Genomic DNA, 23,813 nt, shown 5'->3' with positions numbered 1-23,813 from the left:
TCAAAACTGACTGGAGGAATGATGAAAGCCTATGGGGTTATCAGTGACACCCATCACCACAATTGGAGCGCGTTCGCGACGACCAATGAGCGCGGGATCAACACCCGCCTGCAAATGATCCTCGACGAAACGCTGCGCTGCGCGGCCACCGTGCAGACACTCGGCGGCGACACGATCTACCACTGCGGCGACCTGTTCCACGTGCGCGGCTCGATTGCGCCGTCGGTGCTGAATCCGACGATCGACACTTACAAGAAGATCATCGATAGCGGCGTGCGTATCGTGATCCTTGCAGGCAACCACGACCTCGAATCGAAGGAAGCGAACCGCGTGTCGAGCGCCATCACCGCGCTCGAAGGCATCGGCTGCAAGGTTGTGAACGGGTTCAATCTGGGCGGACTCGCTGCGTCGGACGACGTCGCCATGATCCCCTGGAACCCGTCGATCGCAGGGCTCAAGGCCCAGATCGAGTCGATCGATCCCGCCGACCGGCCGCGTTGCGACCTGATGCTGCATGCCCCGGTCGATGGCGTGATTGCAGGCATCCCACCGCACGGGCTCGACGCACCGTATCTCCAGTCGCTCGGCTTCCGTCGCGTCTTCTGCGGCCACTACCACAACCATAAGGATCTGGGTGGTGGCGTCTACAGCATTGGCTCGCTCACGCCGCAGACGTGGTCGGACGTGGGCGCGAAGGCGGGCTTCCTGATCGTGACCGACACGGATGTGCGCTGGATGAAGTCGCACGCACCGGAGTTCGTAGAGATCGACGGCGCGACGGACCCGAGCGAAGTGCCGCTGATCGTCGACGGCAACTACGTCCGGGCATCCATCACGACTGCAAAGATCGAGGAAGTCAATGCGCTGCGCGAGTTCCTGACCGATGCGGGGGCAAAGGGCGTGGTGCTCAACGTCCAGAAGAATGTGACGGCCCCGACGCGCGGCGGCAAGACGGCGATCAAGACGGGCGCGACGCTCGACGCGTCGGTGGGCGACTACGTCAAGACGATCGGGCATGCGCGCGAGGCTGAAGTTGCCGCGCTGTGCCAGGACATTTTGGATTCTGTCCGGGCGGTTGAAGCGTGACGCGACAGACGTTCGACTACTCGGGATTCGAAGCCTGGGCTCAGGCATTTATGGAGGGCTTCTGCTGGGAAGTGGGGTATCACGTGAGATTAAGCAGCAAATCCTTTTCGAAGCTCAAGGCTCGATACCGCAGTAAGTGCTGGCGTGAGCATGACAACCCGTATTTGCTGGGTCGTTTTGAGGGGCCTGACTGGTTTGCAGATGACTATTACAAGACCGCGGAATCGTGGGGGCGCAGACAGAGCGTGCAGGCCGCTGAGGAGGTGTATCTCATCCCGAGTGACGAAGAGATTGACGCCTACTGGGCAAAAGTAGAACGAGGAGAACTTTAATGGACTTCCAGTCGCTGTATATCCGCAATTTCCTGACCGTTGGCGAGGCGAGCATGGAGCTCGACAACCGCGGCCTCATCCTCATTCAGGGCATCAACAACGACGACCCCTCCGCCAAGAGCAACGGCGCGGGCAAGTCGTCCATCGTCGACGCGCTGTTCTGGGTGCTCTACGGCGAGACCGCGCGTGGCGTGTCGGGAGACGACGTCATCAACGAAACCGCCGGCAAGGACTGCCACGTGCGCGTGGTGGTCGAGGACGGCCACGACGTCTTCGAAATCTCCCGCGGGCGCAAGAGCAAGGAGATCAAGAACGCGCTGGTCGTGAAGCAGCTTGCGCCGACGTCGAACGACCTCACGAAGGGCACCGACAAGGAGACGCAGAAGGTGGTCGAGAAGATCATCGGCGCGTCGAAGGAAGTATTCACGGCAGCCGTCTATGCAGGGCAAGAACGGATGCCAGACCTTCCCGGAATGACCGACAAGCAGTTGAAGCTCCTCATCGAGGAAGCCGCCGGCGTCGAAGTGCTCTCAGACGCCTACGCAGAGGCGCGCAAGCGTGCCTTGCAGGCCGAGAACGATCGCAATCTTGCGGCGAGTCAGCTTACCAGTGCGAAGTCGATGCTCCAGCTCGCGGAGGACGAACTGAAGTCGGCCACCGAGCAGCGGACGCTGTTTGAATCGCAGCGCAAGGACAAGGCCCGCGCGGAGCTCGCGAAGGTGGCGCCGGTCAATGCCGAGATCACCGGCGTCGAAGTATGGCTGAGTAGCGCAGCGAGAGAGGAAGTGCTGACGGCGCAGATTGACGCGGCGCAGGCAAAGCTCGACGCCCAGAAGGCAGAGCAGGCGGAACTCGACCGGCTGAACGGTGAAGTGTCGCGCGCCGAGCGTGACATCGCCTCGCACATGGCGACGCTTCAGGCGGGCAAGCGCGATCTGGAAGTGCAGGCGAAGGCGCTCGCGAACATCGAGGAGCAGGTGGGCAAGCCGTGCGGTGAGTGCGGCAAGGCCTACTGCGAGCACGACCTCGAGGCAGCCAAGACCGCGCGCACGAAACGCATCGCCGAGAAGAAGGCGGAGCTCATGCCGGTGGCCGCGAACATTCGCGACCTTCAGGCCGTGCTCGAAAAGCGCAAGCAAGCCGCCACTGACTTCAAAGCGTCAATGACTGATGTCAGCGAAGTGGCGCGCGAGAACACGCGTTTAAACGCGCTCCTGAACGACGTTCGCGGTTGCAAGCGGAAGGTCGCAACGCTCACGGCGCAGATCGACGGCATCAAGAAAGCGGCGAAGGGGCACCTTGAGGCTGAGAACCCCTGGGTGAAGGTCGAGGCGCGCGCATTCGACAAGCGCACGAAGGCGGCAGACGCGATCACGGCCGCAGAGACGGCGCTGGGTGAGGCCGACAAGGTCAAGGAGATCGCGGACGTCGCGGTGAAGGTGTTTGGCCCCGCCGGCGTGCGTGCGCACATTCTCGACACTGTGACGCCGATGCTCAACGACCAGACAAGCGACTACCTGGGCGTGCTCGCCGACGGAAACATCCACGCGACCTGGAACACGCTCGCCAAGACCGCGAAGGGCGACCTGAAGGAGAAGTTCAACATCGAGGTCAGCAACGACAAGGGCGCCAAGTCGTTCGCGGGTCTGTCGGGCGGTGAGAAGCGCAAGGCACGCGTGGCGGCGTCGATGGCTCTGCAGGACATGGTCGCGACGCGCGCGGCGAAGCCGATCAACCTGTGGGTCGGTGACGAGATCGACCACGCGCTCGACGAGGCGGGTCTGGAGCGCCTGATGACGGTCCTCGAGCGCAAGGCACGCGAGCGCGGCACGGTGCTTGTCATCAGCCACAACTCATTGGCGGATTGGATCGACAACGTGATCGTGGCCGAGAAAACGGGCGGCATCACGACCGTGTCGGGAGCGACGGAACGTGGCTTCTAAGCTGCCTGACGACCTCGAGAAACTGATCGACTCATCCCCCATTTGGGAAGGGTTGATTAACTCTACAAGACTGGGTGAGACGATCCCGCTGGTCACCTGCTCCCGCCGCGGGGGCATGTCGGTCATGACCGACATGATGATCCCTGGATATCGCAGCACAGAGGCGAGCGCATTTCCGGGCGGTCACAAGGCATACGTCGATCACCTGCTCCAGCAGCAGGGCAAGGCGCCGAAGTATGGCTACAGACCAGGGCGGCCCAGCCGCATCACGATATACACCCACACACCCCTCAACCCGGACGAAATGGAGGACCGGATGGCAAAAGATCCTGTTGAACACGACCCGCAACTGAAGGAGCTGGTCGACAAATACGAGGAAGCGTTTGCGCAAAACCCGCAAACGTTCGCCCTCGCGTCACCTCAGAAACTGATTACGCAAAAGGGAAAGGACTTCCGCCACACCGCGTTCATAGGCGGCGAGGAATTCACGCCCGTCAGTGCGCGGCTCGGTGCGAAGGGGCAGACGCTGATTCTCTTCAAGCCGGTGGACCCGAGCGACTTCGAGTTTCTGGAAGTTCCCGAGACGGCGTGCCGCAAGACGTTCGGTGCGCACTTCGCGAGCTACCTGCGCGAGACGCTGGGTGACGTCGCCGAAGACGTCGCAGAGCTGGAGAAGGAGCGACGTCAGAAGGCTGAGCGCGAGCGCAACGCCGAGAAGTTCGAAACCTATGGCGATCTGGGGTTCGGATCATGGTGAAGTTACCAATCGAACTGCCGGAAGGCTGGAGCGCCGAGCAATATGACGACGACTGCATCACCCTCTATGCGTGGCCCACACCCGGTCTCGGGCGCTGCTGCGTGACGGTCAACTACAAGGAGCGCTCCTTCGTGCTGGGCTGCATGCGCCCGCGTCGCACTGTGCTGGGTGTGGACCTCTACCGCGGCCGCGGCTGGAAGGCGGAGCTTTTCAACGCGGCGATCGCCGCACTCCAAAAGGTAATGTAATGAACGGCATCAAGATCATCGGGATGGACCCTAGCCTGAGCAACTTCGGCTTCGCGAAGGCGACGCTCGACCCCGGCACCATGACCTACTCGATCGACGACCTCGTGCTGGTCAAGACCGAGAACGAGAAGGACAAAAAGCTGAAGAAGGCGGTGCGCAAGAACTCGGAAGACCTTGAGCGGACACGGACACTCTACGAAGGCATGATCCAGGCGTGTCAGGGCGCCTCGATCGCTCTCGTCGAAGTCCCCGTGGGCTCGCAGTCGGCGCGTGCAATGGCGTCCTACGGCGTCTGTATCGGCGTGCTCGCGGCATGCCCGATCCCGCTCATCCAGGTCACGCCGTCCGAAGTGAAACTCGCCGGCACCGGCTACAAGTCCGGCACGAAGGACGAAATGATCGAGTGGGCCATGAACAAGTTCCCGGCCGCCAACTGGCTGCTCATGAAGCGTGCCGGGAAGATGGTGCCGGTCGCCGCGAACGAGCATCTTGCGGACGCCGTGGGCGCCATCGAGGCGGGCATCAAGACGGACCAGTTCAGGCAGGCGATCGCTCTCATGCGGTCCCTGCGGGCTGCTGCCTGATTCCCTGTAGTCTTATAGTTAGTCAAAACTGACTATACTTTTTGTATAGTCAGTTTCGTTTCTGGAGAGCAGGATGGGCGCCGTCGCCACAGAAAACCTCGCCGTAGCACCCCGCAAGATCAGAATGCCCTATTTCGGCGCTTCAAGCGAACGCGCAACCAAGATAGAAGGCTTCAGCCGTCTGGCGCAGACGCTGCCGGAGAAATGCGTCCGTTGCGAGCATATGGAGATGCACGACTACCGTGATCCGGTGGATCTGGATATTCATTGCGCGCTGACCTGCAAGGGTGCGGGTCAACGTGGCCACCGCTGCCGCAAGGAGCTGGACGCCGAGGCATGGGATGCCCGCTTCAAGCTGAAAGACCACTTCGCGACGCCGGGCGACTTATTCACGCAGGAATACCTGCTGACGCCATCCGCGCCACTGGTGCGAAACGATTTTCCACTGAAGCGAAACGATTTCCCGAACGGGTTCCCGGAGATTGTAAAGCCGGCGGCAGCGCCCACGAGCCGTGACGTCCCTAGAACCGAAACGACGGACGCCTGGTAGCTTCGCCTCATATAGAAAAACAGTCAAAACTGACTTAATATTCTCAACCCGCCAACCGAAAAGAGACAGTATGGAAAGGACGCACGGGATGACCAGAACGCCGACTTACAACGTGTGGATGTGCATGAACCAGCGTTGTAGAAACCCGAAAAACACGGCTTACCCCGATTACGGTGGGCGTGGCATCACGGTCTGTGAGCGCTGGTTGGACTTTGCGAACTTTCTCGAAGACATGGGAGTGAAGCCGCCCGGACTGACTCTTGAGCGCCTGAGAGGCGAGGAAGGCTATAGCAAAGAGAACTGCGTCTGGGCGACGAGGACGGCTCAGAACAGGAACCGCCGAAACAACGTTGTCATTGAACTGGATGGCAAGAAGATGACGATGGCGGAATGGTCGCGGGAAGTAGGAATTGCGCCGAGAACGCTGGCTCACCGATTGAAGCTCGGATGGTCCGCTGAAAAGACATTGAGAACACCACCCACCACTAACGCCACTAGGAAGCAACTCATATGATGTTTGTAACAAAGCGCGATGGATCGCGCGCACCGCTGGATATCACCAAAATTCAGAAATGCGTCGCCTGGGCCTGCTCGGGCCTGAACGTGTCGCAGTCGGAGCTTGAAACGAGCGTCGGCGACATGCTGTTCGACGGCATGAGCACCGAACAGATCCATCGCGCAACCATTCTCGCCGCGGGCGGCCTGATCAGCCTGCACTCGCCGGACTACACCTACGTCGCCGCGCGCCTGCTCAAGCAGCAGATTTTCAAGGAGTCGATCGGCTCGATTGACTATCCGCACATCGTCGAATATCTTCTGCCGGCAGTCGAAAAGGGAAAGATTACGCCGGAGTTGCTGGACGGTCGTTTCATCCTCGAAGACCTGAACGATGCGATCGATCCGGAGCGTGACTACCAGTTCGACTACTTGGGCCTGCAAACGCTCGCCGATCGCTACTTCGTCCGTGAGACGCCAGACGGCCGGATCATGGAAATGCCCCAGCACTTCTTCATGCGCGTCGCGATGGGCCTCGCATTGCGCGAAGACAACCCGACCGAGCGCGCCATCGAGTTCTACAACGTCCTGTCGAGCTTCGAGTTCATGAGCTCCACCCCGACGCTGTTCAATTCCGGCACGCTGCACCAGCAGATGTCCTCGTGCTACGGCAACCGTGTGGGCGACCAGATCGTCGCCGAGCCGGGCGATCACCCCTACGATTCGATCTATGGCGCGATTACCGAGTGCGCGCTGCTGTCGAAGTATGCGGGTGGGATCGGCACCGACTGGACCCCGGTGCGCGGCAAGAACTCCCACATCAAGGGCACCAACGGGAAGTCCTCGGGCGTGGTTCCCTACCTGAAGGTCTACAACGACACCGCGGTGGCGGTGAATCAGGGCGGCAAGCGCAAGGGTTCGTTCGCGCCGTATCTCGAGACATGGCACCCGGACCTGCCGGCTTTCCTGCTGCTGCGCAAGAACACGGGCGACGACCACGAACGCGCGCACGACATTTTCCCGGCCAACTGGATCCCCGATCTGTTCATGGAGCGCGTGATCGAGAAGGGCAAGTGGCACTTCTTCGACCCGCACAGCCATCCGGAACTGCACGAGCTTTACGGCGACGCGTTCAAGACGCGCTACGAGGAGCTGGAAGCGGCCGGCACCTACGTGGGCGAGGTTGATGCCGTGCTGCTGTGGCGCGACATGCTGACGGCCCTGTTCGAAACGGGCAACCCGTGGATGACGTGGAAGGACGAAATGAACCGTCGCAACCCGCAGAGTCACGTCGGGGTGATTCACAACTCGAACCTGTGCACCGAGATCGCGCTGAACAACTCGGCCGACGAGACGTTCGTGTGCAACCTCGGCAGCGTGAACGTCGCAAAGGTCAACCCGTTCGACCATCCGAAGCGCTTCGGCGAGGTCATCAGGACCGGCATGCGCATGCTGGACAACGTGATCGACATCAACTTCTACCCGAGCGACCGTGCGAAGACCGCCAACATGCGGCAGCGCCCGGTGGGTCTGGGTCTGATGGGTCTGAGCGATCTGATGGCAAAAATGGGCATCGACTGGGAATCGACCGATTGCCTGGTCATGAACGATCAACTGTTCGAAGTGCTTTCCTACGAGGCAATCAGTGCGTCGTGTGATCTGGCGGCCGAGCGCGGCGCCTACAGCACGTTCGAAGGTTCGAAGTGGTCGCAGGGCATCCTGCCGATCGACACCGCGCGTCACCAGGGCGAGTCGGGTCGATGTGACTGGAACGCATTGCGTGCCCGCGTGATGCAGCACGGCATGCGCAACAGCAACACGATGGCAATCGCGCCGACCGCGACGATCAGCAACATCATCGGCGTGACACCGTGCATCGAGCCTAACTTCGACCTGTTCCACTCGAAGAAGAACATGGGCGGCAAGTTCCTCTACATCGCACCGAGCCTGCGTCACGCGGCGCCCGGCTACAAGGTGAAGACGGTCTTCGAGATTGCGCCGGCGTGGATCGTCAAAGCTGCGGCCCGTCGTCAGAAGTGGATCGATCAGGCCCAGTCCACGAATATCTGGATCAAGGCCGGCACGAAGGGTAAGGAGCTGTCCGAACTCTATATCCTCGCGTGGAAGCTCGGTCTGAAAACGACCTACTACCTGCGCACGGAATCGGTTCAGGTGCAGGAGAAGACCAGACCCGAAGCGGGCGTGACGTCCGCAGCGGATGTCATGGAGCAGGAAGTGAATCTGTGCTCCATCGAAAACCCTGACTGCACTTCCTGTCAGTGATATAACAGTCAATATTGAATATTCGACCCCGCTACGGCGGGGTTTCTCAACTCAGGAGTTCATCTTGACAGCCACAGTTCTCAGTTTCCCCGATCGATTCAGGAAGGCGGAAGACCGTCCGCCCGCGGCGAGCGAGCCGAATGTCGAGCTACCGGTGCCGCCGGGCCGGCAATTGCCGCGTGACGCGCGCGTGATGGTGCCAATGCCGGTGTTCGAGGCGATGGTCGACGCGCTGAAATTCTATGCCCACAGCGGCTTCGATCACGGCGTCATTGCGCGCCGTGCGATGACTGTGCCCGGACCCCAACTTGCACCAGGAGACGCAGCATGAGCAACCATGCCCAGATTATCAACGACCGCCGGCTCGCCTTCGGTCCCAGGTCCGACCTCATGGCGATCTCGCCCGCCAAACATAAATGGGCGCGCGAAATGTGGAAGACGATGAAGGCAAACAACTGGGATCTCCACGAGACCGACCTGACGGAAGACGGCCCCTGCTACCGCACGCGCCTCACCGAGGGCGAGCGCTTCGCCTACGACAGTGCGCTGTCGTTCGCCTCGAACCTCGACGGCATCCAGCTTCACAGCCTCGCGAACATCGAGGCGTGCATCACGTCGCCGGAAGTGGAGATGTGCATCATGCGCCAGCGCTACGAGGAGGCGCTGCACGTCGACGCCTACAGCGAAATGGTGGAGACCGTGTCCGCGGACCCGATGGCGGTCTACATGCGCTTTGAGAAGGACGGCATGCTGGCGGCGAAGAACGAACACATCCTCGCGCAGTCTCGCATCCTCGCCGGCGAGCGCACGCCCGCGCAGTTCGCACGCTCGGTCGTCGCCAATATCGCGCTCGAAGGGCTCTACTTCAACAGCGCATTCCTCACGTTCTACGCGCTCGCGCGTAACGGGAAGATGACCGGCAGCGCTGACAGCGCAAAGCTGATTCACCGTGACGAGCGGACGCACGTGGGTCTGTTCAAGCACATGCACAACACGAACCGGCAGGAGCGGCCCGAACTTTACGACGCGCAGTTCTACCGGGACGCGGAGTTCCTGATCCGCGACGCCGTCGATCTTGAGTCGAAATGGGGTGCCTACATCGTCAGCAAGGGCATGCTCGGGCTCACCGCGCCAATTATTCGCGGCTTTCTCGAATCGCTCGCCAACGGGCACGCGGCCGATATTGGCCTGCCCGCGCTTTACCCCGGCGTGAAGAACCCGGTGCCGTGGTTCAAGCAATTCTCGGAAGGCGAAGAAGCCAACTTTTTCGAGGCGAAGGTGAGCGACTACGCCGTCGGCACCCTCGACGACTGGGACTGAGTTTTCTTGCCATCGAACGATAGTCAAAACTGACTATAATTTGCATGTCAGCAGTAACAGCGCCCCGGTCATCACCGGGGCGACTTTCGAACCTCTCGTATGGGGAAACATGAAAAAACAAACCAAGCTCCTTCTGCTCACGGGTGGCTGCATCGCTGCGCTCTGTCTGATCGCCTCGTGCAGTGACCACCGCAACGACGTCGCCTACGTGCAGCCGCAACAGGCTCCCGTCGTAGCTGCCGCGCCGACTTACGCAGCGCCCGCCGCAGTCGTTGCCCCACCGGTCGTGGTTGCAGCCGCGCCCGCTCACGACGGCTTCCTCGAAGGGATGTTGATGGGACATCTGATGAGCGGTGGCGGTGGCAGTCGCGTGGTCGAGCATCACTACGTGAATGCGCCGGCACCCCGACGCAACGTGGTTCAGAACGTGACCAAAAACGTCACGATCAACCAGACCGTCAACAAGTCGTCTCCCGCAATCGCACCGCGGCCGAGCTACAGCACGCCGTCCTACAGCAGCACGACGAGCCGCGCAGCATATTCGGGGTTCACTTCGCGTCCATCGACCTCGTATTCGGGCAGCTACAGCAGCCGCAGCTCCTACTCGAGTTACAGCAGCCGCTCGAGCTTCGGAGGGCGCCGGTAATGAGCAATGTGATTCAACTGCTGGACCACGGCCACGTGCGTCTGGTCGAGTCGATGGGCTCCGACCTGTCTATCGTGCGCAACGCACGCGTCTCCTACGACGCGGTATGGCGCACTGGCGAGGACGCTGGTAAGGACGCGAAGCTGATCGACTACCTGGTCAAGAACCGCCACACGAGCCCGTTCGAAGCCGTTACCTTCACGTTCGACGTGAAGGCGCCGATCTTCAACTTCCGTCAGTGGCACCGTCACCGCACGTGGGCCTACAACGAAATTTCGGGTCGCTACGCCGAGTTGCCGGAAGAGTTTTACGTCCCGATCCCGGCCGACATCACGATGCAGTCGACGGACAACAAGCAGATGCGCACGGACGAGCAGCACCCGATGGCGGAAGTCATTGCGATGTCTATCCGCACGTCCTGCGAGCGTTCGTTCGCGGTCTATCACGACCTGATCGAGATAGGTTGCCCGCGCGAACTGGCACGCACGGTCCTACCGCTGGGCACCTACAGCCATATGTTCGCGACGGTTAACCTGCACAACCTGATGCACTTTCTCGGTCTGCGTCTGCACTCGCATGCCCAGAAGGAAATCCGCGTCTACGCCAAAGCGATGCTTCAGCTGATCGAACCGGTCGTGCCCGAAGCGGTGAAGGCATACCGGAAGCACCACGGACTGGAGGGCGCATGAAGCTCGTCGGACTCACGAAGGAAGCAGCGATCGAGGCGCTGAAGAAGGCGGGCTGCACGTGGCGCGTCATGCACGAGGACGGCAAAGCGTTTCTCGGCACCGCAGACGTGCAGCACCGCCGCTGCAACCTGACCATCGAAAAAGGCGTCGTCACCCGCGCGACGTTTGGCTGAACAACTCACAACACACGAAGGAGAAAAGCATGAGCCTGTTTTCGAGCATCTTCGGCAACGAACCGACCCTCGCGTCCAAGACCGTCGACGGCGTGATGTCGGCATTTCACGACACGATCGCCAAGCTGCGCGACGTGGCCGAACACCACAACGCGAAGGCTGACGAGCACAAGGCTGCCATCGAGGTCCACTCGGAGCTCGCAGCCGCGTCGGAAGCAGAAGCACAGCGCGCAGAGCAGATCGCGGCCAAGCTGTCCGCAGTCGTGACTGCTGACGTCGCGGACAACGTGCTGCCGGTCGTCAAGCTGGCGGCATGAACGCGATCCTCAACTGGATTAAGGGCGCTCGGTGGCGGCAGTCACTCTCGCACTGCGTCGAGGGGTTGCTTATCCAGGCGCCGGTAACGGTCCTCACGCGCAACCTCTGGTTCGGCGCGCTTGCCGTGATCGTCTGGTATTGGAGCCGCAAGAAGCTGGAAGTTGAAATTGCCGGCGAGGGCTCCGATGACACGCACGTGGACGAGTGGACTCGCGGGTGGTTTCCCTGGCAGTGGAGCGCCTATCAGGTGCTCGACGTTGTCATGCCCGCAATCAGTTCTTTTGCCATCGCCGCACTGTTTTAACCCATTTACTGCAAGGAGCAACACCACATGACGAAAAACACCCTGAACGCTGTCGACTACCGCAACGAAGTCCTCAAGACCGAAAGCAAGCCGACTGAACTCAACTTCGGGCCGGCCACGCTGCTGATGGCGCTGAATCTCGCCGTGAACGCGGCAACGGCGCTCGATCAGGTCAAGCGTGCGATCTACTACGGCCGCGGCATCGACCAGCAGAAGGCGCTTCAGGCACTGCAAGCTGTGCAGGGCACGGCGCAGGCGCTGAGCTTCCCGATCGCCACGGGTCGCTACCGCGATCCGCGCGATGTGGATTTCTTCACGCAGAACCTGACGCCGGAAGTCGCCGAGCAACTGAGCGGCGCAAATGTCGATCTGCGTCTGCTGCACGCGGCGCTCGGCCAGTTCACCGAATCGGGCGAGTTCATCGAGGGCGTTCTGCCGTCGCTGCTGGGTCAGCCGGTGGACAAGGTCAACCTGCTGGAAGAACAGGGCGACTCGTCCTGGTATGGCGAGATTGCGCTGGATGCGATCGGCTACACCCGCGAGCAGTGCAACTTCACCAACATCAAGAAGCTGAACGACAAGAAGACCGGCCGCTACCAGAAGGGTGCATTCGACCCGAACGCCGCAGTCAACCGTGACGTCGTCGCCGAGCGTGCGTTGCTGGAAGAAGGCGCGCTGCTGGAAGCGGCGTAATGACCGCCGTATCCCTCTGTGGCGCGCACAGAACGGGCAAGACGACCTTGGCGAAGGCGTATGCGCTGAAGTCGGGCTGCCTGTTCCTTGAAACGTCCGTGAGCGCAATCAACCGGGAGCTTGGCTTCGATCTTTCGAAGGAGCACAGCTTTTCGGAGCGACTTGCGCACCAGGAGCTGATCCTGGAACGGATCGACCGCATCTACGCGCAGCACGCCGGAGAGGACTTCATTACCGACCGCAGTCCGCTTGACATGATTGCCTACACGATGGCCGAGGCGATCAATGACCGGGTTGCGCCAGAAGATCAGGAGCGCTTTGCGCGTTACGTCCAGAAGTGCATCGACGTGACCAACAGACGTTTCGGGATTCTGATGCTGGTGCAGCCAGGGATCGCGCTGCGCGAGGAAGAGGGGAAAGCTGCCACAAATGCTGCTTACATCGAGCATTTGAACTCCATCATCCTCGGTCTGACGGTGGATGAACGGGTCGACACGGCGCACTTTTACATTCCGCGGCACATGCGGGATCTGAAGGATAGGGTCGAGGCAGTGGAGTATGCGGTCCGCCGCGGTGTGGCTCGAGCGTTGGCGGTGCGCGAGGCTCACGTCGATAGCGGGATGAGCCTGCATTAAGGGTAGTCGTTGTAAAACGTCAGGAATAACAGTCAAAATTGATTGTTTTTCCTGACGACAATCTATAAGATTCTGTCTGTGCGCAACGTTGCGCGAGTGTTTTCGAGGTTTCAGCATGCGTGCTTCGATAGTCAAAACTGACGTTCCGACCCTTCAGGAAGAGCTCGACCGCAAGGCGTTCGAGACGCTGGAGTATCTGACGTGGTCGGTCGATCAGGGCCGTATCACCGCGGAGCAGTTCAGCACCGGCGTCGACGTCCTGTTCATGACGGTGTCGGGGTTGCTCAAGAAGGATTTCATCGATCTCGTCACCGAAGCGCAAAAGCTCTGCCCGAGCGAGCCTGCGACGCTCAAGCGGTCCTTCACGGATGGGGCAGCGCTGATGACGGTCACGTGGGTGGTGGGCGCAGACACGGTTTCAATGGGCCGCTTTGGCGGCAAGTGCGCGGTGAAGGAGTTCGACACCGCACGTGAGGCGAAGAACTGGTTCGGGGCGGTCGGTGCGCTGCTCGCGGCCAAAGGTTACAAGGAGATCTGAAATGAGAAAACCCAACTTTGAACTGTTGAAGGATGCCCTGAAAAACATCGAGATCGAGCTGCCGGACGAGATCGAGGACGTTGGCGATGACGATAGCGAAAAGCCGCGGAGGAAGTTCTCGGGCGAGGTGTTCGACGCGGTTGAACTGGACTGGTTCGTCGGCAAGACGTTCAAGCTGACTGGCGTCGGCTCGGAACAGGTAGCCAACACCGAGAGCTGCCGCGACGATGACGTCGCAACGTGCTTCTCGTTCATCCTCGACGGCAAGTGCTATACGGCGATGGAAAACCCCGAAGACGGCTACCGCTCCTCAATGAGAGAGCTGGTCGTCACGAAGGGCGCGTCGATCAGCAACCGCTTCAAGGGTGTCAAGGTGGTGGGCCAGCGCCGGTCGGAGGACCAATACCAGAAGCACAGCGTGATCGAGCTGGTGGACGCGGTGACGGACAAGGTGGTGATCGAGTTTGGCACGGCAAACACGGACGAATACTACCCGTATTTCGTCAGTGGCTTCCATCCCGAGAACATGGTGTTGAACGAGACGCTGGAAGCCGCACAGGCGCGCATTCAGCAGGAACAGATGGAGCTCGAGTCCGCGGTCCTCGACCTGACGCGCGACGAGGAGTTGGCAGCAGGTTGGGGAGAATGGTGATGGAAGGCTATCTGGAGCGCCGACAGGGCGAGAAGCAGAAATACGACAACTGGCTAAGGTCGCTGCAACCGGGGCAGGGCGCGGTCTTCGGCAGTCCGAGTGCAGGCTACACGCTGTTCACGGTGGAGCGTCTGACTCGCACGCAGATCATCGGCCGGACGAGCTATGAGCGTGAAATGCGGTTCCGGCGCTCGGATGGGCGACAGGTCGGAAGAGACTTCGGTCCACGACTGGTGAAGGTGACGCCGGAGATTCGGGATGCAATGGATTTTCACCGGCTGCGCTCGTGGCTGGTTGGTATCGAGCGCGACAGAGAAAAACTCACGCTCGCGCGACTGAAGGCGATGAAAAAGGCATTTGACCGGGTGGTCTACGAGGAACACGTGGCTGCCGCGACTCAGGAGGAACCCGCAGCATGACACGACTTTTCATTCCCGCGCCGGGCACGCGCCTGACGCTCGCAGCCGACTGGAAGTGCAGTGTCGAGCGTGACTGGCGCAACAGAGATCTTACGACGCCGCTCGAGCGGCGACTGTCGATGTCGGACGAGCTGATGCTGGACGTCACCATTCCGGCAGGCGCCGTGATTAAGGTTGACAGCTACAGCCTCAAGCGCGGCGCGGACCCCGCGACTCACGAACTCGCCGTCGTCCTGTGCGGTCGCGAAGTGCCCGTGAAGGTAAATGGGCACGTGATAAAGCGAAGCTGTCGCTTCTATGTGGCGCTTTCCGATATCAACCAAATCGAGTTTGGTGGAATGAAAAGTTCCCACTCGATCCTGAGCTAAAGCCCTGATCTGTTTTGCTTTAATAACAGTCAGTTTTGAATATTTATCAATTCGCACAAGGAGAGCACATGAAAGTCAAACGCGTCGCGTCCTACCAGACGACCGACGGCCAAACCTTCGCCGACAAGAAGGCAGCACAGGCGCACCAGAAGGAGGTGGATCGTCGCAAAGCGCTCAAGGATCTGATCGACGACAAGCTGGAGGACGATCTTTTCTCGGGAGATGTGACGTCCTTGACGCTGGTCAGCTTCATCCTCGAAAACGCGGACGCGATCCGCTCGATCCTGCCGCAGCGCGCCAAGCCCGAGCCGGACTTCGTGGGTGAACTGATCTCGGCGCAGGCAGCCACTTCGGCCGGGGCAGCCAACGCAGCACAGGGCCAGGCCGGCGCTGGAGCGATCCTGCAATGAGCGAATTCCGCGTCCCGGTGGTCCGGATCACGATCGAACCGCACCCGAATGCCGATGCCATCGAGATCGCCCGAGTCGGCGATTTCCAGTCGATCGTGAAGAAAGGCCAGTTCAGAAACGGCGATCTGGCCGCCTACCTGCCGGAAGCCGCGTTGCTACCCGAGTGGATGCTGAAGGAGCTCGGCATGTGGGACGAGATCAACGGCAAGGGCAAGCTGCATGGCGCCGCGGGCAACCGTGTCAAGGCGATCAAGCTGCGCGGCGTTCTCTCACAGGGCATCGTGCTGCCCGGCAACGTCGGCGACGACGAGCACCCGTCTCTGGTCTTGCTGACGGCATCGCGCGGCAATGAGCTTTGTCCGGTGTTCGAGTCGACGTCCTTCAAGGAGGGTGACGACGCGGCTGAATTCCTGGGTGTGACGAAATACGAGCCGACCGTGCCGGCCCACATGGCGGGCAAGGCGATTGGCGCCAATCTCGACATCACCCACAAATACGACTTCGACAACATCAAGGCGCATCCGACTCTGTTCGAAGATGACGAGCCGGTGATCATCACCGAGAAGATTCACGGCACGCTCCTGCAGATCATCGTTGTCCCCGCCAGCCAGGAGAACGAGAAGTTCTTCGGCGGTCGGGTGTGTATCACCAGTAAAGGTTTGGGTGGGCGCGGGATCATCCTCGATCACAACGACGAAACGAACCTCTACGCGCAAGCGGTGGCAAAACACGGCCTGCTCCAGCGAGTTCTTGACGTGCTTGGGCCGCTTGCTGACGCGGTGAAAGAGCCGGTGCTGGTGTTTGGGGAAGTGTTCGGCGCCGGCATTCAGGATCTCAGCTACGGCAGCCAGCTCGAGTTCCGCGCCTTCGATATCTGTGCAGGTGTGCGGGACCGCGCCAACTTCGTCGACGGCGAGAGCTTCGAGAACTACTGCGACGGCATGGGCATCAAGACCGTCCCGCTGCTCTACGTCGGGCCATTCAGCCGCGCGAAGGTGGCGGAGCTGACGGACGGCAAGACGACTGTCGGCGGTGACCACATTCGCGAGGGCGTGGTCGTCAAGAGTCAGCACGAAGTGCGACACCCACGCTACGGCCGGAAGATCGCCAAGAGCGTGAGCGAAGCCTATCTGCTACGCAAGAACGCCACTGAGTTCGCCTGACATGCTCGCGCGAGCCGCCTTCGTCGCGATCCTGATGTCGCTCGGCATCTACGGCTTCGGGTGGCTCGCCACCGCGACACCGTTCTTCCAGAGCCGGCAGCGGGTTCGCGTCATCCTTCTCAGAGCAATCCTCGCTCTTGCCTCGATCGTCCTGACCGTGACGATTCTGGCGTTGGTCATCACGGTCGAACGACATTAAGGAGCAACACCACATGAAACGAATGCTTTTGGGCCTCATCGCCGCACTGACGCTGTGCGCAGGCCTCTCGGGCTGCGGCGGTGTCATCAACACGGGTGAAGTCGGTGTGCGCACCACGATGGGCGACGTCAGTCCGCAGGAAGAAGGGCAGGGCGTCTACCTCGCGATCTTCAGCCACGTCGACCATTACACGGTCAAGGAGACGTCGATCGATCTGAACGACCTCACGCCTCGCGCAAAGGACAAGCTGACGGTCAAGGATCTGGAAGTTTCGGTCTACTACCGCGCGGTGCCCGGTATGGTCGCCAAGTTCGCAATGACCCACGCGGGCCAGTCGGGCGCGTTCGAAGGCGAGAGCTTCTGGCGTCCTGGCTACCACCTCGTGGCGAATCTCGCCAAAGCGGCGATCTACGATCAGGTGCCCAAGTTCGACAGCCTCGACCTGAACCAGAAACGCGCCGAGCTGGAGGCGGACATTGTGCAGGCAACACAGGCCGCGCTCGACGCCGATCCATCGGTCAAGGGCACCTTCGTCATCACACGGGTGGTTGTGCGCAAGATCCAGACTGATCCCGCGATCGACAACGCGATCCAGCAGACCGTCCTAGCCCAGCAGCAGCTTGCGCAGAAGGAGAATCAGGCTCAGGTCGCGCGCAAGGATGCCGAGATCGCCAAGATTCGTGCGGAGGGTCAGGCGAACGCCAATGACCAGTTGCAAAAGACCCTGACGCCGGCGTTCCTGCAGCACGAATACAACCAGGCATTGCAGTCGTGCGCATCGAACGATCACTGCACGATGGTGATCGGCCAGAGCGGCAATACGCTGCTCAACGTGAAGTAACCAACACGTTCCCGCTGTTGAGCTTTTAACATAGCAACATAGTCAAAACTGACTGTGTTGCTAGATTAAGTGTTCAACTCGTTGAGGAGATATCGATGGCAACGTTGCTGATCGAAACGAAAGTGGTGAAGGCTTTGCAGGTCAATGTCGAGGACTTGCAGGCGCTGCTTGCTGCGGTATGGAGACAGCCGGTGACGATCGTCATGCTGCCACACCGCAACCTGGTCGACATGGGCGAACTACGCAAGCTCGAAGGGACCGCATATGAGGCGGTCGAATACAGCGAGCATGTGCCGTTCAGCTTTGCGGGCTACGCGATGCAGGAGATGGTGAACCGCGGCGAGCTGCCCGAAGGTCACTATCTGCTCAATCTCGGTGCGAAGCAGGAGCATGACGGTGGTCAGGTGAAGGACTACGTCGTGAAGCTCCAGAACGAGATCGCCGCGCGGCTGGTGGCGGCATGAACCGGCACTTCTTCCGGCAGCTCGTCGACGAAGCCGATCCGGCCGCGCTCGTCGAGCATTCGACCATCAATCATCACGTCGATGGCATGGACTATCTATGCCTGCACCGCAGCCCGAAGCTGACGGCGAAGCTGTATTTCATCGACCCCGCGCGCATGACGAAGAAGCCCGGTGACTTCCTTGTCACCCCGCACTCGCACCGCTACGCGTTCGAGACGGTGGTGCTTGCAGGGGGAATCGATCACGTGCGTTTCAACGCCCCGGCGGGAAGCGGGTGGGAGAGGTTCGAATATCGCCCCGAAACCCGTGCGCTTGATCGCCAGGGCACGCGCGACCTCTGCCCCAATGTCGACTATCACGCGTCTAGCTATCCCAACCATAACCACTACTGGGTGGGCGCCAACGAAGTCCACACGTTGCTCGTTCCCAAGCGAGCCGTGCTACTCGGTCTCGTCCAGTTCTCAGATACGCGCGAAACGTCGGACCTGTTCATCCGGACGAAGGATGAAGGCAGACTCGAATACCCGATCTCGCGCCGGCCGACGGAAGCAGAGGCGGCCGAGTTCATCTGTCGCGCCAAATACGCAATTCACAACCAGGAGCTCAAATGACCATTCTCGTCATGGGTTTCGATACCGAGACAACCGGCCTGTCTGCCGAGAAGGGTGACAAGATCATCGAATTCGCAGGGCTGACCTACGACTTCGCCACCGGCAAGCTGGTCGACAAGTTCGTCCAACGCATCGATCCGGAGCGTCCCATCTCCGCCGGCGCCCAGGAGGTTCACGGCATCGCGTATTCGGATCTCGTCGGTATGCCCAAATTCCGCGATGTCGCGCCCGAGATCGCCAGGCGCTTCAGTGAGGTGGATCTGGTCATCGCCCACAACATCGCCTTCGATCTGGAGTTCCTAATCGCCGAATTCACAGCGTGCGGAGTCTCGATTCCCGACGTCGATGGCTGGGACACGATGAGCGAAAGCAGATGGGCCTGCCCGGATGGCAAATTCCCGCGCCTGGAGGAGCTGGCCTTCGCGCTCGGCATTCCGTTCGACGCGTCGGCAGCCCACGCCGCTGAATACGACGTGGAGCGAATGATGGCGTGCTTCTTCGAGGCGATGAAGCGCGGCGTCTGGGTGCTGCCGCAGGCGTTTCGTGATCGTGTTGAAGCGGTTCGGGTGGCGGCATGAACACAGCATTAACCATCGTCGGCTGCTGGGCAGCCGTTATCTACGTGATTTGCCGTTTTGTCTGGTGCGCCTTAGCACCGTAAGGAGAATTCAATGAGCGCAGCAGACAAGCGCAGCGTCCACACGGACGCACTTGCAACACTGGGCACGATCATCGGCCCGAGCGAAGCGCGCGACGCGATCCACCTGGCGGTGGAACCGGTGGTTGCAGGAGTCGACTTGGAACCGGGCGACGACGTGTTTCTGGATAAAGGCGAAGCATTCTTCCGTTCCAGCACCGGAGAGCCCGAAACCGTAGGGATTGTCGATCCGTTCTTGCGCGGAAAGGTGCGACGGGGTGAGCGCTTCTGGCTCGTCGTATACCCGCGCCAGATCACATCGCTGCGGCACGTCTGGACGCACCCGTCGTTCGACGCGGTGCCCGATCTACCTGCGCCAGTGAAGCTCGTCACTGCGATTGCAGACGACTGGGGTTCGGTGGTGGCGCCGGCTGCGCTCGAGAAGCCTTCTTTCGACATGGAGAGGGCGGAGGCGGAGACGCGTCTGAAGCAGTTTGCTGATGAGATCGGCGCAAGCCTCGAAGAACTCATCGAACGCGCGACGGACCATGCGGAGGCCGGTGATTACTGGGTCGAAGGTGATCGCTTTGAAGGCCAGAGTATCCCGTCAACCTTCTGGAACGACTACGAGACCTACACCGGCAGGAAAGTCAAAGCGGACAACCGCGACAACTTCTTCTCCTGCTTCTGCTGACGAAATCAATGACCATGTTTTGCACGCTCGGCCATGTGGCTGAAGTCTTTTTCACCGGCGTGATGATTGGCGCGGCCGCAGCAATGGCTACAACCATCTACGCGTTTCGCAAGGTGCGATGATGAAAGATCAATTCAACGGCGACAACGCCAAGCTGGTCAGCGCCATAGCGGCGCTGCTCGATCTGGACGCGAAGGGCGCGCTCGTTCCGCATGGTGTCGGCGGCCACGCCCGCACGATGCTGGAAGCGGCCGCGGTGCGCTTGAATTCCTCGCAGGAAGCGATCTATCAGGCAATGGCGAATGACGAAGATCATCTGGAGAATGGGCCGAAAGACCTCTGGATGGACGTGAATAAGAAGTGCTTCGATGAAGTCTCGCAGCGCGAGGATTTTCGAACGCGCATCGTCTACGCCGCTCCACTCCCTCGCGAAGCCGCGACTGTGCCAACGGAATTCGTTTTCCCGCCGATGCCCCCCCGCTGTCGTGATGCACGATAAGGTCGGGCCGCTGTTTGATCGGCTGTCTATGCACTTCTACGCCAGCAAATGCATGGGTATCGCCGCCGCTCCCCAATCTGCCGCGACTGTGGCGCTGACGGATCAACGGATTTACGACAAATTCGGATTTCTGGAGGGGCTCGTGAGCGAGAACACGTATCGCAAAATTGCAAAAACCGCCATCGAGATTTACAAATCCGCCGCTTCAGGAGATCAACCATGATGACTCTCACGCAGTTTTACCTGACCAAGATCTCCGAAGAAGCCGACGAGATCGCTCAGATCGCCCTCAAAGCGCAGCAGTTCGGTCTGTCAGAAGTCCAACCCGGCCGCGATCAGTCGAACGCGCAGCGCATGTATGGCGAGATCAACGATCTGCTGGCGATGGTGCACCGGCTCAGCGAGGTGTCGAAAGGCGAGTTCTTCTTCGACATCGGCTTGCCCGACCACGTGGCGATCTCCATGAAGCTCAGCAAGGTCGAGAAGTATCTCGCCTACTCCCGCTCACTTGGCTTGGTCGAGCCTGAGCAACACTCTGACGAGCGCTGCGACCGAGCGCCGGAAGGTTGGCATTGCTCGCGCGAGAAGGATCACGCGGGACCGTGCGCGGCTCACCCTGACGACAGCGACGATAACGACGTCATCGCCCGCTCGAAGCGTGTGCTGGCGTTGGTCGACACGTATCTTGGGCCGTTCTCAGACCTGCCGACGAAGCAGTCGCGGGACGACCTGCGTCACGGTCTGATGCGCGAGTTCGGGGTGAAGCCATGATGACGCCCGAACAACGCGAGCAACTGGAGTTCATCCAGCGGTGCGATCCGACCTTCCTCATCATGCACGTGCGGGAGCGGACCATGTTCGACGCGAAGCTGCTGGAGCGCGTGTTCGAGCTGGCGAAGGATCAGGCTCGCTCTCTGGTCGGCACGCCGGCGGCCCCGAAGGAAGATTGGACCGACGTCGACATCGAGCTGCCAAACGACGAGCGCCAGGTTCTGGTGTTCCTCAACGGGCACTGCGGCCTGTTGGACACCGAAGCTCGAAAAGGTGGTGGTTGGGGAATTCGTCCGGGGTTCTACGACCATGACAAACGCTACTTCCGGGTTTATGGCAGCCGCGAGCAATTCGTCACGCACTGGCAGGACATGCCAGCACCGCCGGCCAGTGCGAAGGGGGCGGTATGAAGTGCTGGAAGTGTGGATCGCCGACCAGCATGATGGTGCAGACTTGCATCAAGGCGCCGGGCGAGCTTTACCGCAACATGACCAAAGCGGCCTATCGTCGCAAGGACGTGGAGCTGTGGGGTGTGCTCTGGGAAACGGCCGACTTTATCTGCACCAACGAAAAGTGTGGTCACGTCACGGATGGCTACGGCAACTACGTGACCCGACTGGCAAAGGAGAACAAACGGTTGAAGGCGCGCGTGGCCGCACTGGAGGCGCAATGCAAGCCTACGTCCTGATTCTCACGGTCCTGACGTGGCTTGGTGGTGATATTCGCATGAAGACCTCGATGCAGGAATTCACCAGCCTTCAGACATGCATGGCCGCGGGAAAGGAGGTGCGCGACGCGATCATGGAGCAGGCGAAGGCGGAGGACTTTCTTCACATTCCCCGTGTGAAGGCGGTCTGTCTGCCGAAGTAAGGGTGTTGGACGCTGTCAGCCCCTGACGGCGTGTGTTTCGGGGCGACTTCGGTTGCCCCGCTTTTTATCTGCACTTCGTTATGCGCAAAGCGGTTTAAACCGCGTCAGAAGCGTGCCACAGATCACAGTTAATGCGAGCGTAGCAGCGACGCAACGGCACGCGCAAAAGAGCACGGCAAGATAGTCAAAACTGACTATACTATCCATGTAATAACAGTCAAAATTGACTGTATAGCAAGACACGTTACTGGAGGTGCAATGTTCAAGGCTCTACGTTTGAGCGATGCGGGCGTCAAGGCTGCCCGCAAACACGAGGCAATCATCGGCAAACCTGTCATGGCGCGCGGCGCGTTCTCCGCGGTCTTCGACAACGGCAACACCGTCTACAAGCTCACGCTGGACCGTTTCGCCTATCTGCTTGGCTGTGACCGGCAGATCGGGTGCTCAGGCCGGCACTTCACGGAAGTTTTGCACAGCTTTGACGAGGTGGGCGAGGTGGACGGTCATCCGCTCTACCTGTTCGAGTGCGAGAAGCTGGAGAGGTTGCCAAAGACTGGCGAAGTTCGGGCACTGGCGAGAAGGGTGGTGCGACGTTGCCCGTCAGTCAATGGCTTGCGCTGTCTGGAGACGCTGGCGAACGACGACAGCCTACCCACATCCCTGTGCGAAGCCTTCGAAGACCTGCGCGTGTTCGCGACCAACGTCGAGGACGGCTGGGGCGTGGACATTCATAGCGCCAATCTGATGGTGCGGCCCGCTGACGGCGAACTGGTGCTCTCAGATCCGCTTGCCGACTGGGGAACCAGTAGTTCGCTGACCGCGAGGCGCCGGTTCGCCGCGCTTAACTGAGGCAACCCACACCGGGAGCGCGTGTTCCCGCAGTTCTCCCATCGTCGGGTCGAGACAATTACAGCATTGAAACAACACAGAGAGCCCGTCATGCTCGACAAAGCTAAATTCGACTTCATCCACACGGCGACCGCCGCGCTCGAAGGCGTGACCTTTGAGCGACGCGAGCGCCTGTTCGAGGACATGGACAAGTTCATGAACCCAGTCCTCAAAGCCGCGCGCACGTCGGCCACTGAAGCGCAGGTCGAAGAGTGGATCGAGGCGCTGCCGCTCGGCTACTACCGGCAGACCCTGCGCGTCATCACGTTCGAGCGCTGGCACCAGCCGGTGATCGAGGAAGTGATCGCCGCGGCTCCGATCAGAAAGACCGCGCCTGTCACGCCACACGAAGGCTTCCGCAAGGGAGAGGCCGCCGTAATCGTGACCGGCTACGCGGCTGCCATCAATGCAGCCATCGCCGAGAGTGAGTCGCATGGACGCGATTAATCTCGCGCTCAAACAATCCAGGCTGCCGCCGACCGTCAAGCCTCTGCTCGATGTGTGGCTGGTCAATGGTGAGCGTTTGGTCGGCACGCTGGTAGGTCAGCACGACAACTGCGTCCAGCTCGAAGTGAAGAACAGCACATCGGTGGGCACAGGCCGACCGCGTCAGGTGTTCGTCCAGAAGAACGCAGTAGCAACTGTGGAGGTAGTGAATTGAAAAGTCCAAACAACTGCGAGACGTGTGGCTACCGTCGCGCGGCGCCAGCCGATGACGGCCACTGTGAAATGT

Annotated in this window: 39 protein-coding genes; all 39 read left to right on the top strand. The window is 60.5% G+C overall.

The window, feature by feature from the left end; all coding sequences use genetic code 11:
* The first annotated feature begins 18 nt into the window (after positions 1-18).
* The 39 genes from QM685_RS06365 to QM685_RS06175 all read left to right on the top strand — a co-directional run bounded on the left by QM685_RS06365 (position 19) and on the right by QM685_RS06175 (position 23,741).
* On the top strand, positions 19-1,086 hold the full coding sequence (locus QM685_RS06365; RefSeq protein WP_415113852.1) for a metallophosphoesterase family protein: 1,068 nt from the start codon (positions 19-21) through the stop codon (positions 1,084-1,086).
* Positions 1,083-1,418, top strand: coding sequence for a hypothetical protein (locus QM685_RS06360; protein WP_415113850.1), 336 nt, complete (start codon positions 1,083-1,085; stop codon positions 1,416-1,418). The genes QM685_RS06365 and QM685_RS06360 overlap by 4 nt, the downstream gene beginning before the upstream one ends.
* A complete protein-coding gene (locus QM685_RS06355) occupies positions 1,418-3,361 on the top strand; it encodes an AAA family ATPase (protein ID WP_415113848.1) in 1,944 nt (647 codons plus the stop codon). The genes QM685_RS06360 and QM685_RS06355 overlap by 1 nt, the downstream gene beginning before the upstream one ends.
* The gene (locus QM685_RS06350) at positions 3,351-4,118 is read left to right on the top strand and encodes a hypothetical protein (RefSeq protein WP_415113846.1); all 768 of its coding nucleotides are present in this window, start codon (positions 3,351-3,353) and stop codon (positions 4,116-4,118) included. The genes QM685_RS06355 and QM685_RS06350 overlap by 11 nt, the downstream gene beginning before the upstream one ends.
* Entirely contained in the window at positions 4,112-4,366 is a 255-nt protein-coding gene (locus QM685_RS06345; RefSeq protein WP_415113844.1) for a hypothetical protein, read from the top strand. The genes QM685_RS06350 and QM685_RS06345 overlap by 7 nt, the downstream gene beginning before the upstream one ends.
* Positions 4,366-4,950 (top strand): hypothetical protein, encoded by a 585-nt coding sequence (locus QM685_RS06340; protein WP_415113842.1) that lies wholly within the window; start codon positions 4,366-4,368, stop codon positions 4,948-4,950. Before QM685_RS06345 ends, QM685_RS06340 begins: the two co-directional genes overlap by 1 nt.
* A gap of 73 nt (positions 4,951-5,023) precedes the next feature.
* Complete coding sequence (locus tag QM685_RS06335; protein WP_415113840.1) at positions 5,024-5,500, top strand: hypothetical protein; 477 nt, start codon at positions 5,024-5,026, stop codon at positions 5,498-5,500.
* Between the two features lie 88 nt (positions 5,501-5,588).
* Complete coding sequence (locus QM685_RS06330; RefSeq protein ID WP_415113838.1) at positions 5,589-6,014, top strand: hypothetical protein; 426 nt, start codon at positions 5,589-5,591, stop codon at positions 6,012-6,014.
* Positions 6,011-8,278 (top strand): ribonucleoside-diphosphate reductase subunit alpha, encoded by a 2,268-nt coding sequence (locus tag QM685_RS06325; protein WP_415113836.1) that lies wholly within the window; start codon positions 6,011-6,013, stop codon positions 8,276-8,278. Before QM685_RS06330 ends, QM685_RS06325 begins: the two co-directional genes overlap by 4 nt.
* A 64-nt stretch (positions 8,279-8,342) precedes the next feature.
* Complete coding sequence (locus tag QM685_RS06320) at positions 8,343-8,609, top strand: hypothetical protein (protein ID WP_415113834.1); 267 nt, start codon at positions 8,343-8,345, stop codon at positions 8,607-8,609.
* A complete protein-coding gene (locus QM685_RS06315) occupies positions 8,606-9,598 on the top strand; it encodes a ribonucleotide-diphosphate reductase subunit beta (protein WP_415113832.1) in 993 nt (330 codons plus the stop codon). Before QM685_RS06320 ends, QM685_RS06315 begins: the two co-directional genes overlap by 4 nt.
* A gap of 109 nt (positions 9,599-9,707) precedes the next feature.
* On the top strand, positions 9,708-10,244 hold the full coding sequence (locus QM685_RS06310; RefSeq protein ID WP_415113830.1) for a hypothetical protein: 537 nt from the start codon (positions 9,708-9,710) through the stop codon (positions 10,242-10,244).
* Positions 10,244-10,933 (top strand): FAD-dependent thymidylate synthase, encoded by a 690-nt coding sequence (thyX, locus tag QM685_RS06305; RefSeq protein ID WP_415113828.1) that lies wholly within the window; start codon positions 10,244-10,246, stop codon positions 10,931-10,933. The genes QM685_RS06310 and thyX overlap by 1 nt, the downstream gene beginning before the upstream one ends.
* Positions 10,930-11,106 carry a hypothetical protein gene (locus QM685_RS06300; RefSeq protein ID WP_415113826.1) on the top strand — a complete coding sequence of 59 codons (177 nt, stop codon included), beginning with the start codon at positions 10,930-10,932 and terminating at the stop codon, positions 11,104-11,106. The genes thyX and QM685_RS06300 overlap by 4 nt, the downstream gene beginning before the upstream one ends.
* 29 nt (positions 11,107-11,135) lie before the next feature.
* The gene (locus tag QM685_RS06295; RefSeq protein WP_415113824.1) at positions 11,136-11,423 is read left to right on the top strand and encodes a hypothetical protein; all 288 of its coding nucleotides are present in this window, start codon (positions 11,136-11,138) and stop codon (positions 11,421-11,423) included.
* On the top strand, positions 11,420-11,728 hold the full coding sequence (locus tag QM685_RS06290) for a hypothetical protein (RefSeq protein ID WP_415113822.1): 309 nt from the start codon (positions 11,420-11,422) through the stop codon (positions 11,726-11,728). The genes QM685_RS06295 and QM685_RS06290 overlap by 4 nt, the downstream gene beginning before the upstream one ends.
* Positions 11,729-11,755: 27 nt before the next feature.
* Entirely contained in the window at positions 11,756-12,421 is a 666-nt protein-coding gene (locus tag QM685_RS06285) for a hypothetical protein (RefSeq protein ID WP_415113820.1), read from the top strand.
* Positions 12,421-13,056, top strand: a complete 636-nt coding sequence (locus QM685_RS06280) for an AAA family ATPase (protein WP_415113818.1) — start codon at positions 12,421-12,423, stop codon at positions 13,054-13,056. The genes QM685_RS06285 and QM685_RS06280 overlap by 1 nt, the downstream gene beginning before the upstream one ends.
* A gap of 115 nt (positions 13,057-13,171) precedes the next feature.
* Entirely contained in the window at positions 13,172-13,594 is a 423-nt protein-coding gene (locus QM685_RS06275; protein WP_415113816.1) for a hypothetical protein, read from the top strand.
* Position 13,595: 1 nt separating this feature from the next.
* Positions 13,596-14,246, top strand: coding sequence for a hypothetical protein (locus tag QM685_RS06270; protein ID WP_415113814.1), 651 nt, complete (start codon positions 13,596-13,598; stop codon positions 14,244-14,246).
* Complete coding sequence (locus QM685_RS06265) at positions 14,246-14,665, top strand: hypothetical protein (protein WP_415113812.1); 420 nt, start codon at positions 14,246-14,248, stop codon at positions 14,663-14,665. Before QM685_RS06270 ends, QM685_RS06265 begins: the two co-directional genes overlap by 1 nt.
* Positions 14,662-15,033, top strand: a complete 372-nt coding sequence (locus tag QM685_RS06260; RefSeq protein ID WP_415113810.1) for a hypothetical protein — start codon at positions 14,662-14,664, stop codon at positions 15,031-15,033. Before QM685_RS06265 ends, QM685_RS06260 begins: the two co-directional genes overlap by 4 nt.
* 68 nt (positions 15,034-15,101) lie before the next feature.
* Positions 15,102-15,443 (top strand): hypothetical protein, encoded by a 342-nt coding sequence (locus QM685_RS06255; protein WP_415113808.1) that lies wholly within the window; start codon positions 15,102-15,104, stop codon positions 15,441-15,443.
* A complete protein-coding gene (locus tag QM685_RS06250; protein ID WP_415113806.1) occupies positions 15,440-16,606 on the top strand; it encodes an RNA ligase (ATP) in 1,167 nt (388 codons plus the stop codon). Before QM685_RS06255 ends, QM685_RS06250 begins: the two co-directional genes overlap by 4 nt.
* 1 nt (position 16,607) lies before the next feature.
* Entirely contained in the window at positions 16,608-16,805 is a 198-nt protein-coding gene (locus QM685_RS06245) for a hypothetical protein (RefSeq protein ID WP_415113804.1), read from the top strand.
* 13 nt (positions 16,806-16,818) lie between these two features.
* A complete protein-coding gene (locus tag QM685_RS06240) occupies positions 16,819-17,646 on the top strand; it encodes an SPFH domain-containing protein (protein ID WP_415113802.1) in 828 nt (275 codons plus the stop codon).
* A 95-nt stretch (positions 17,647-17,741) separates the two neighbouring features.
* The gene (locus tag QM685_RS06235) at positions 17,742-18,110 is read left to right on the top strand and encodes a hypothetical protein (RefSeq protein ID WP_415113800.1); all 369 of its coding nucleotides are present in this window, start codon (positions 17,742-17,744) and stop codon (positions 18,108-18,110) included.
* The gene (locus QM685_RS06230; protein WP_415113798.1) at positions 18,107-18,721 is read left to right on the top strand and encodes a hypothetical protein; all 615 of its coding nucleotides are present in this window, start codon (positions 18,107-18,109) and stop codon (positions 18,719-18,721) included. Before QM685_RS06235 ends, QM685_RS06230 begins: the two co-directional genes overlap by 4 nt.
* A complete protein-coding gene (locus QM685_RS06225) occupies positions 18,718-19,299 on the top strand; it encodes an exonuclease domain-containing protein (RefSeq protein ID WP_415113796.1) in 582 nt (193 codons plus the stop codon). Before QM685_RS06230 ends, QM685_RS06225 begins: the two co-directional genes overlap by 4 nt.
* A 93-nt stretch (positions 19,300-19,392) precedes the next feature.
* A complete protein-coding gene (locus QM685_RS06220) occupies positions 19,393-20,052 on the top strand; it encodes a hypothetical protein (RefSeq protein ID WP_415113794.1) in 660 nt (219 codons plus the stop codon).
* A 118-nt stretch (positions 20,053-20,170) separates the two neighbouring features.
* A complete protein-coding gene (locus QM685_RS06215; RefSeq protein ID WP_415113792.1) occupies positions 20,171-20,551 on the top strand; it encodes a hypothetical protein in 381 nt (126 codons plus the stop codon).
* Positions 20,541-20,774 (top strand): hypothetical protein, encoded by a 234-nt coding sequence (locus QM685_RS06210; protein WP_415113790.1) that lies wholly within the window; start codon positions 20,541-20,543, stop codon positions 20,772-20,774. Before QM685_RS06215 ends, QM685_RS06210 begins: the two co-directional genes overlap by 11 nt.
* Positions 20,771-21,322, top strand: a complete 552-nt coding sequence (locus tag QM685_RS06205; protein ID WP_415113788.1) for a hypothetical protein — start codon at positions 20,771-20,773, stop codon at positions 21,320-21,322. Before QM685_RS06210 ends, QM685_RS06205 begins: the two co-directional genes overlap by 4 nt.
* Positions 21,319-21,732, top strand: a complete 414-nt coding sequence (locus QM685_RS06200) for a DUF551 domain-containing protein (protein WP_415113786.1) — start codon at positions 21,319-21,321, stop codon at positions 21,730-21,732. Before QM685_RS06205 ends, QM685_RS06200 begins: the two co-directional genes overlap by 4 nt.
* A gap of 29 nt (positions 21,733-21,761) precedes the next feature.
* Positions 21,762-22,010: a hypothetical protein gene (locus QM685_RS06195; protein WP_415113784.1), complete on the top strand. Its 249-nt coding sequence runs from the start codon at positions 21,762-21,764 to the stop codon at positions 22,008-22,010.
* On the top strand, positions 21,992-22,192 hold the full coding sequence (locus tag QM685_RS06190) for a hypothetical protein (RefSeq protein ID WP_415113782.1): 201 nt from the start codon (positions 21,992-21,994) through the stop codon (positions 22,190-22,192). Before QM685_RS06195 ends, QM685_RS06190 begins: the two co-directional genes overlap by 19 nt.
* Before the next feature lie 258 nt (positions 22,193-22,450).
* Entirely contained in the window at positions 22,451-23,041 is a 591-nt protein-coding gene (locus QM685_RS06185; RefSeq protein WP_415113780.1) for a hypothetical protein, read from the top strand.
* Between the two features lie 21 nt (positions 23,042-23,062).
* Positions 23,063-23,527, top strand: coding sequence for a hypothetical protein (locus tag QM685_RS06180; protein ID WP_415113778.1), 465 nt, complete (start codon positions 23,063-23,065; stop codon positions 23,525-23,527).
* Complete coding sequence (locus tag QM685_RS06175) at positions 23,514-23,741, top strand: hypothetical protein (protein ID WP_415113776.1); 228 nt, start codon at positions 23,514-23,516, stop codon at positions 23,739-23,741. The genes QM685_RS06180 and QM685_RS06175 overlap by 14 nt, the downstream gene beginning before the upstream one ends.
* Positions 23,742-23,813: the final 72 nt, after the last annotated feature.

The sequence above is a fragment of the Paraburkholderia sp. genome (genome assembly GCF_047605525.1).
Classification (GTDB): domain Bacteria; phylum Pseudomonadota; class Gammaproteobacteria; order Burkholderiales; family Burkholderiaceae; genus Paraburkholderia.
Note: the sequence above shows the minus strand (reverse complement) of the source record. Positions and strands in the feature narration are given on the sequence as shown.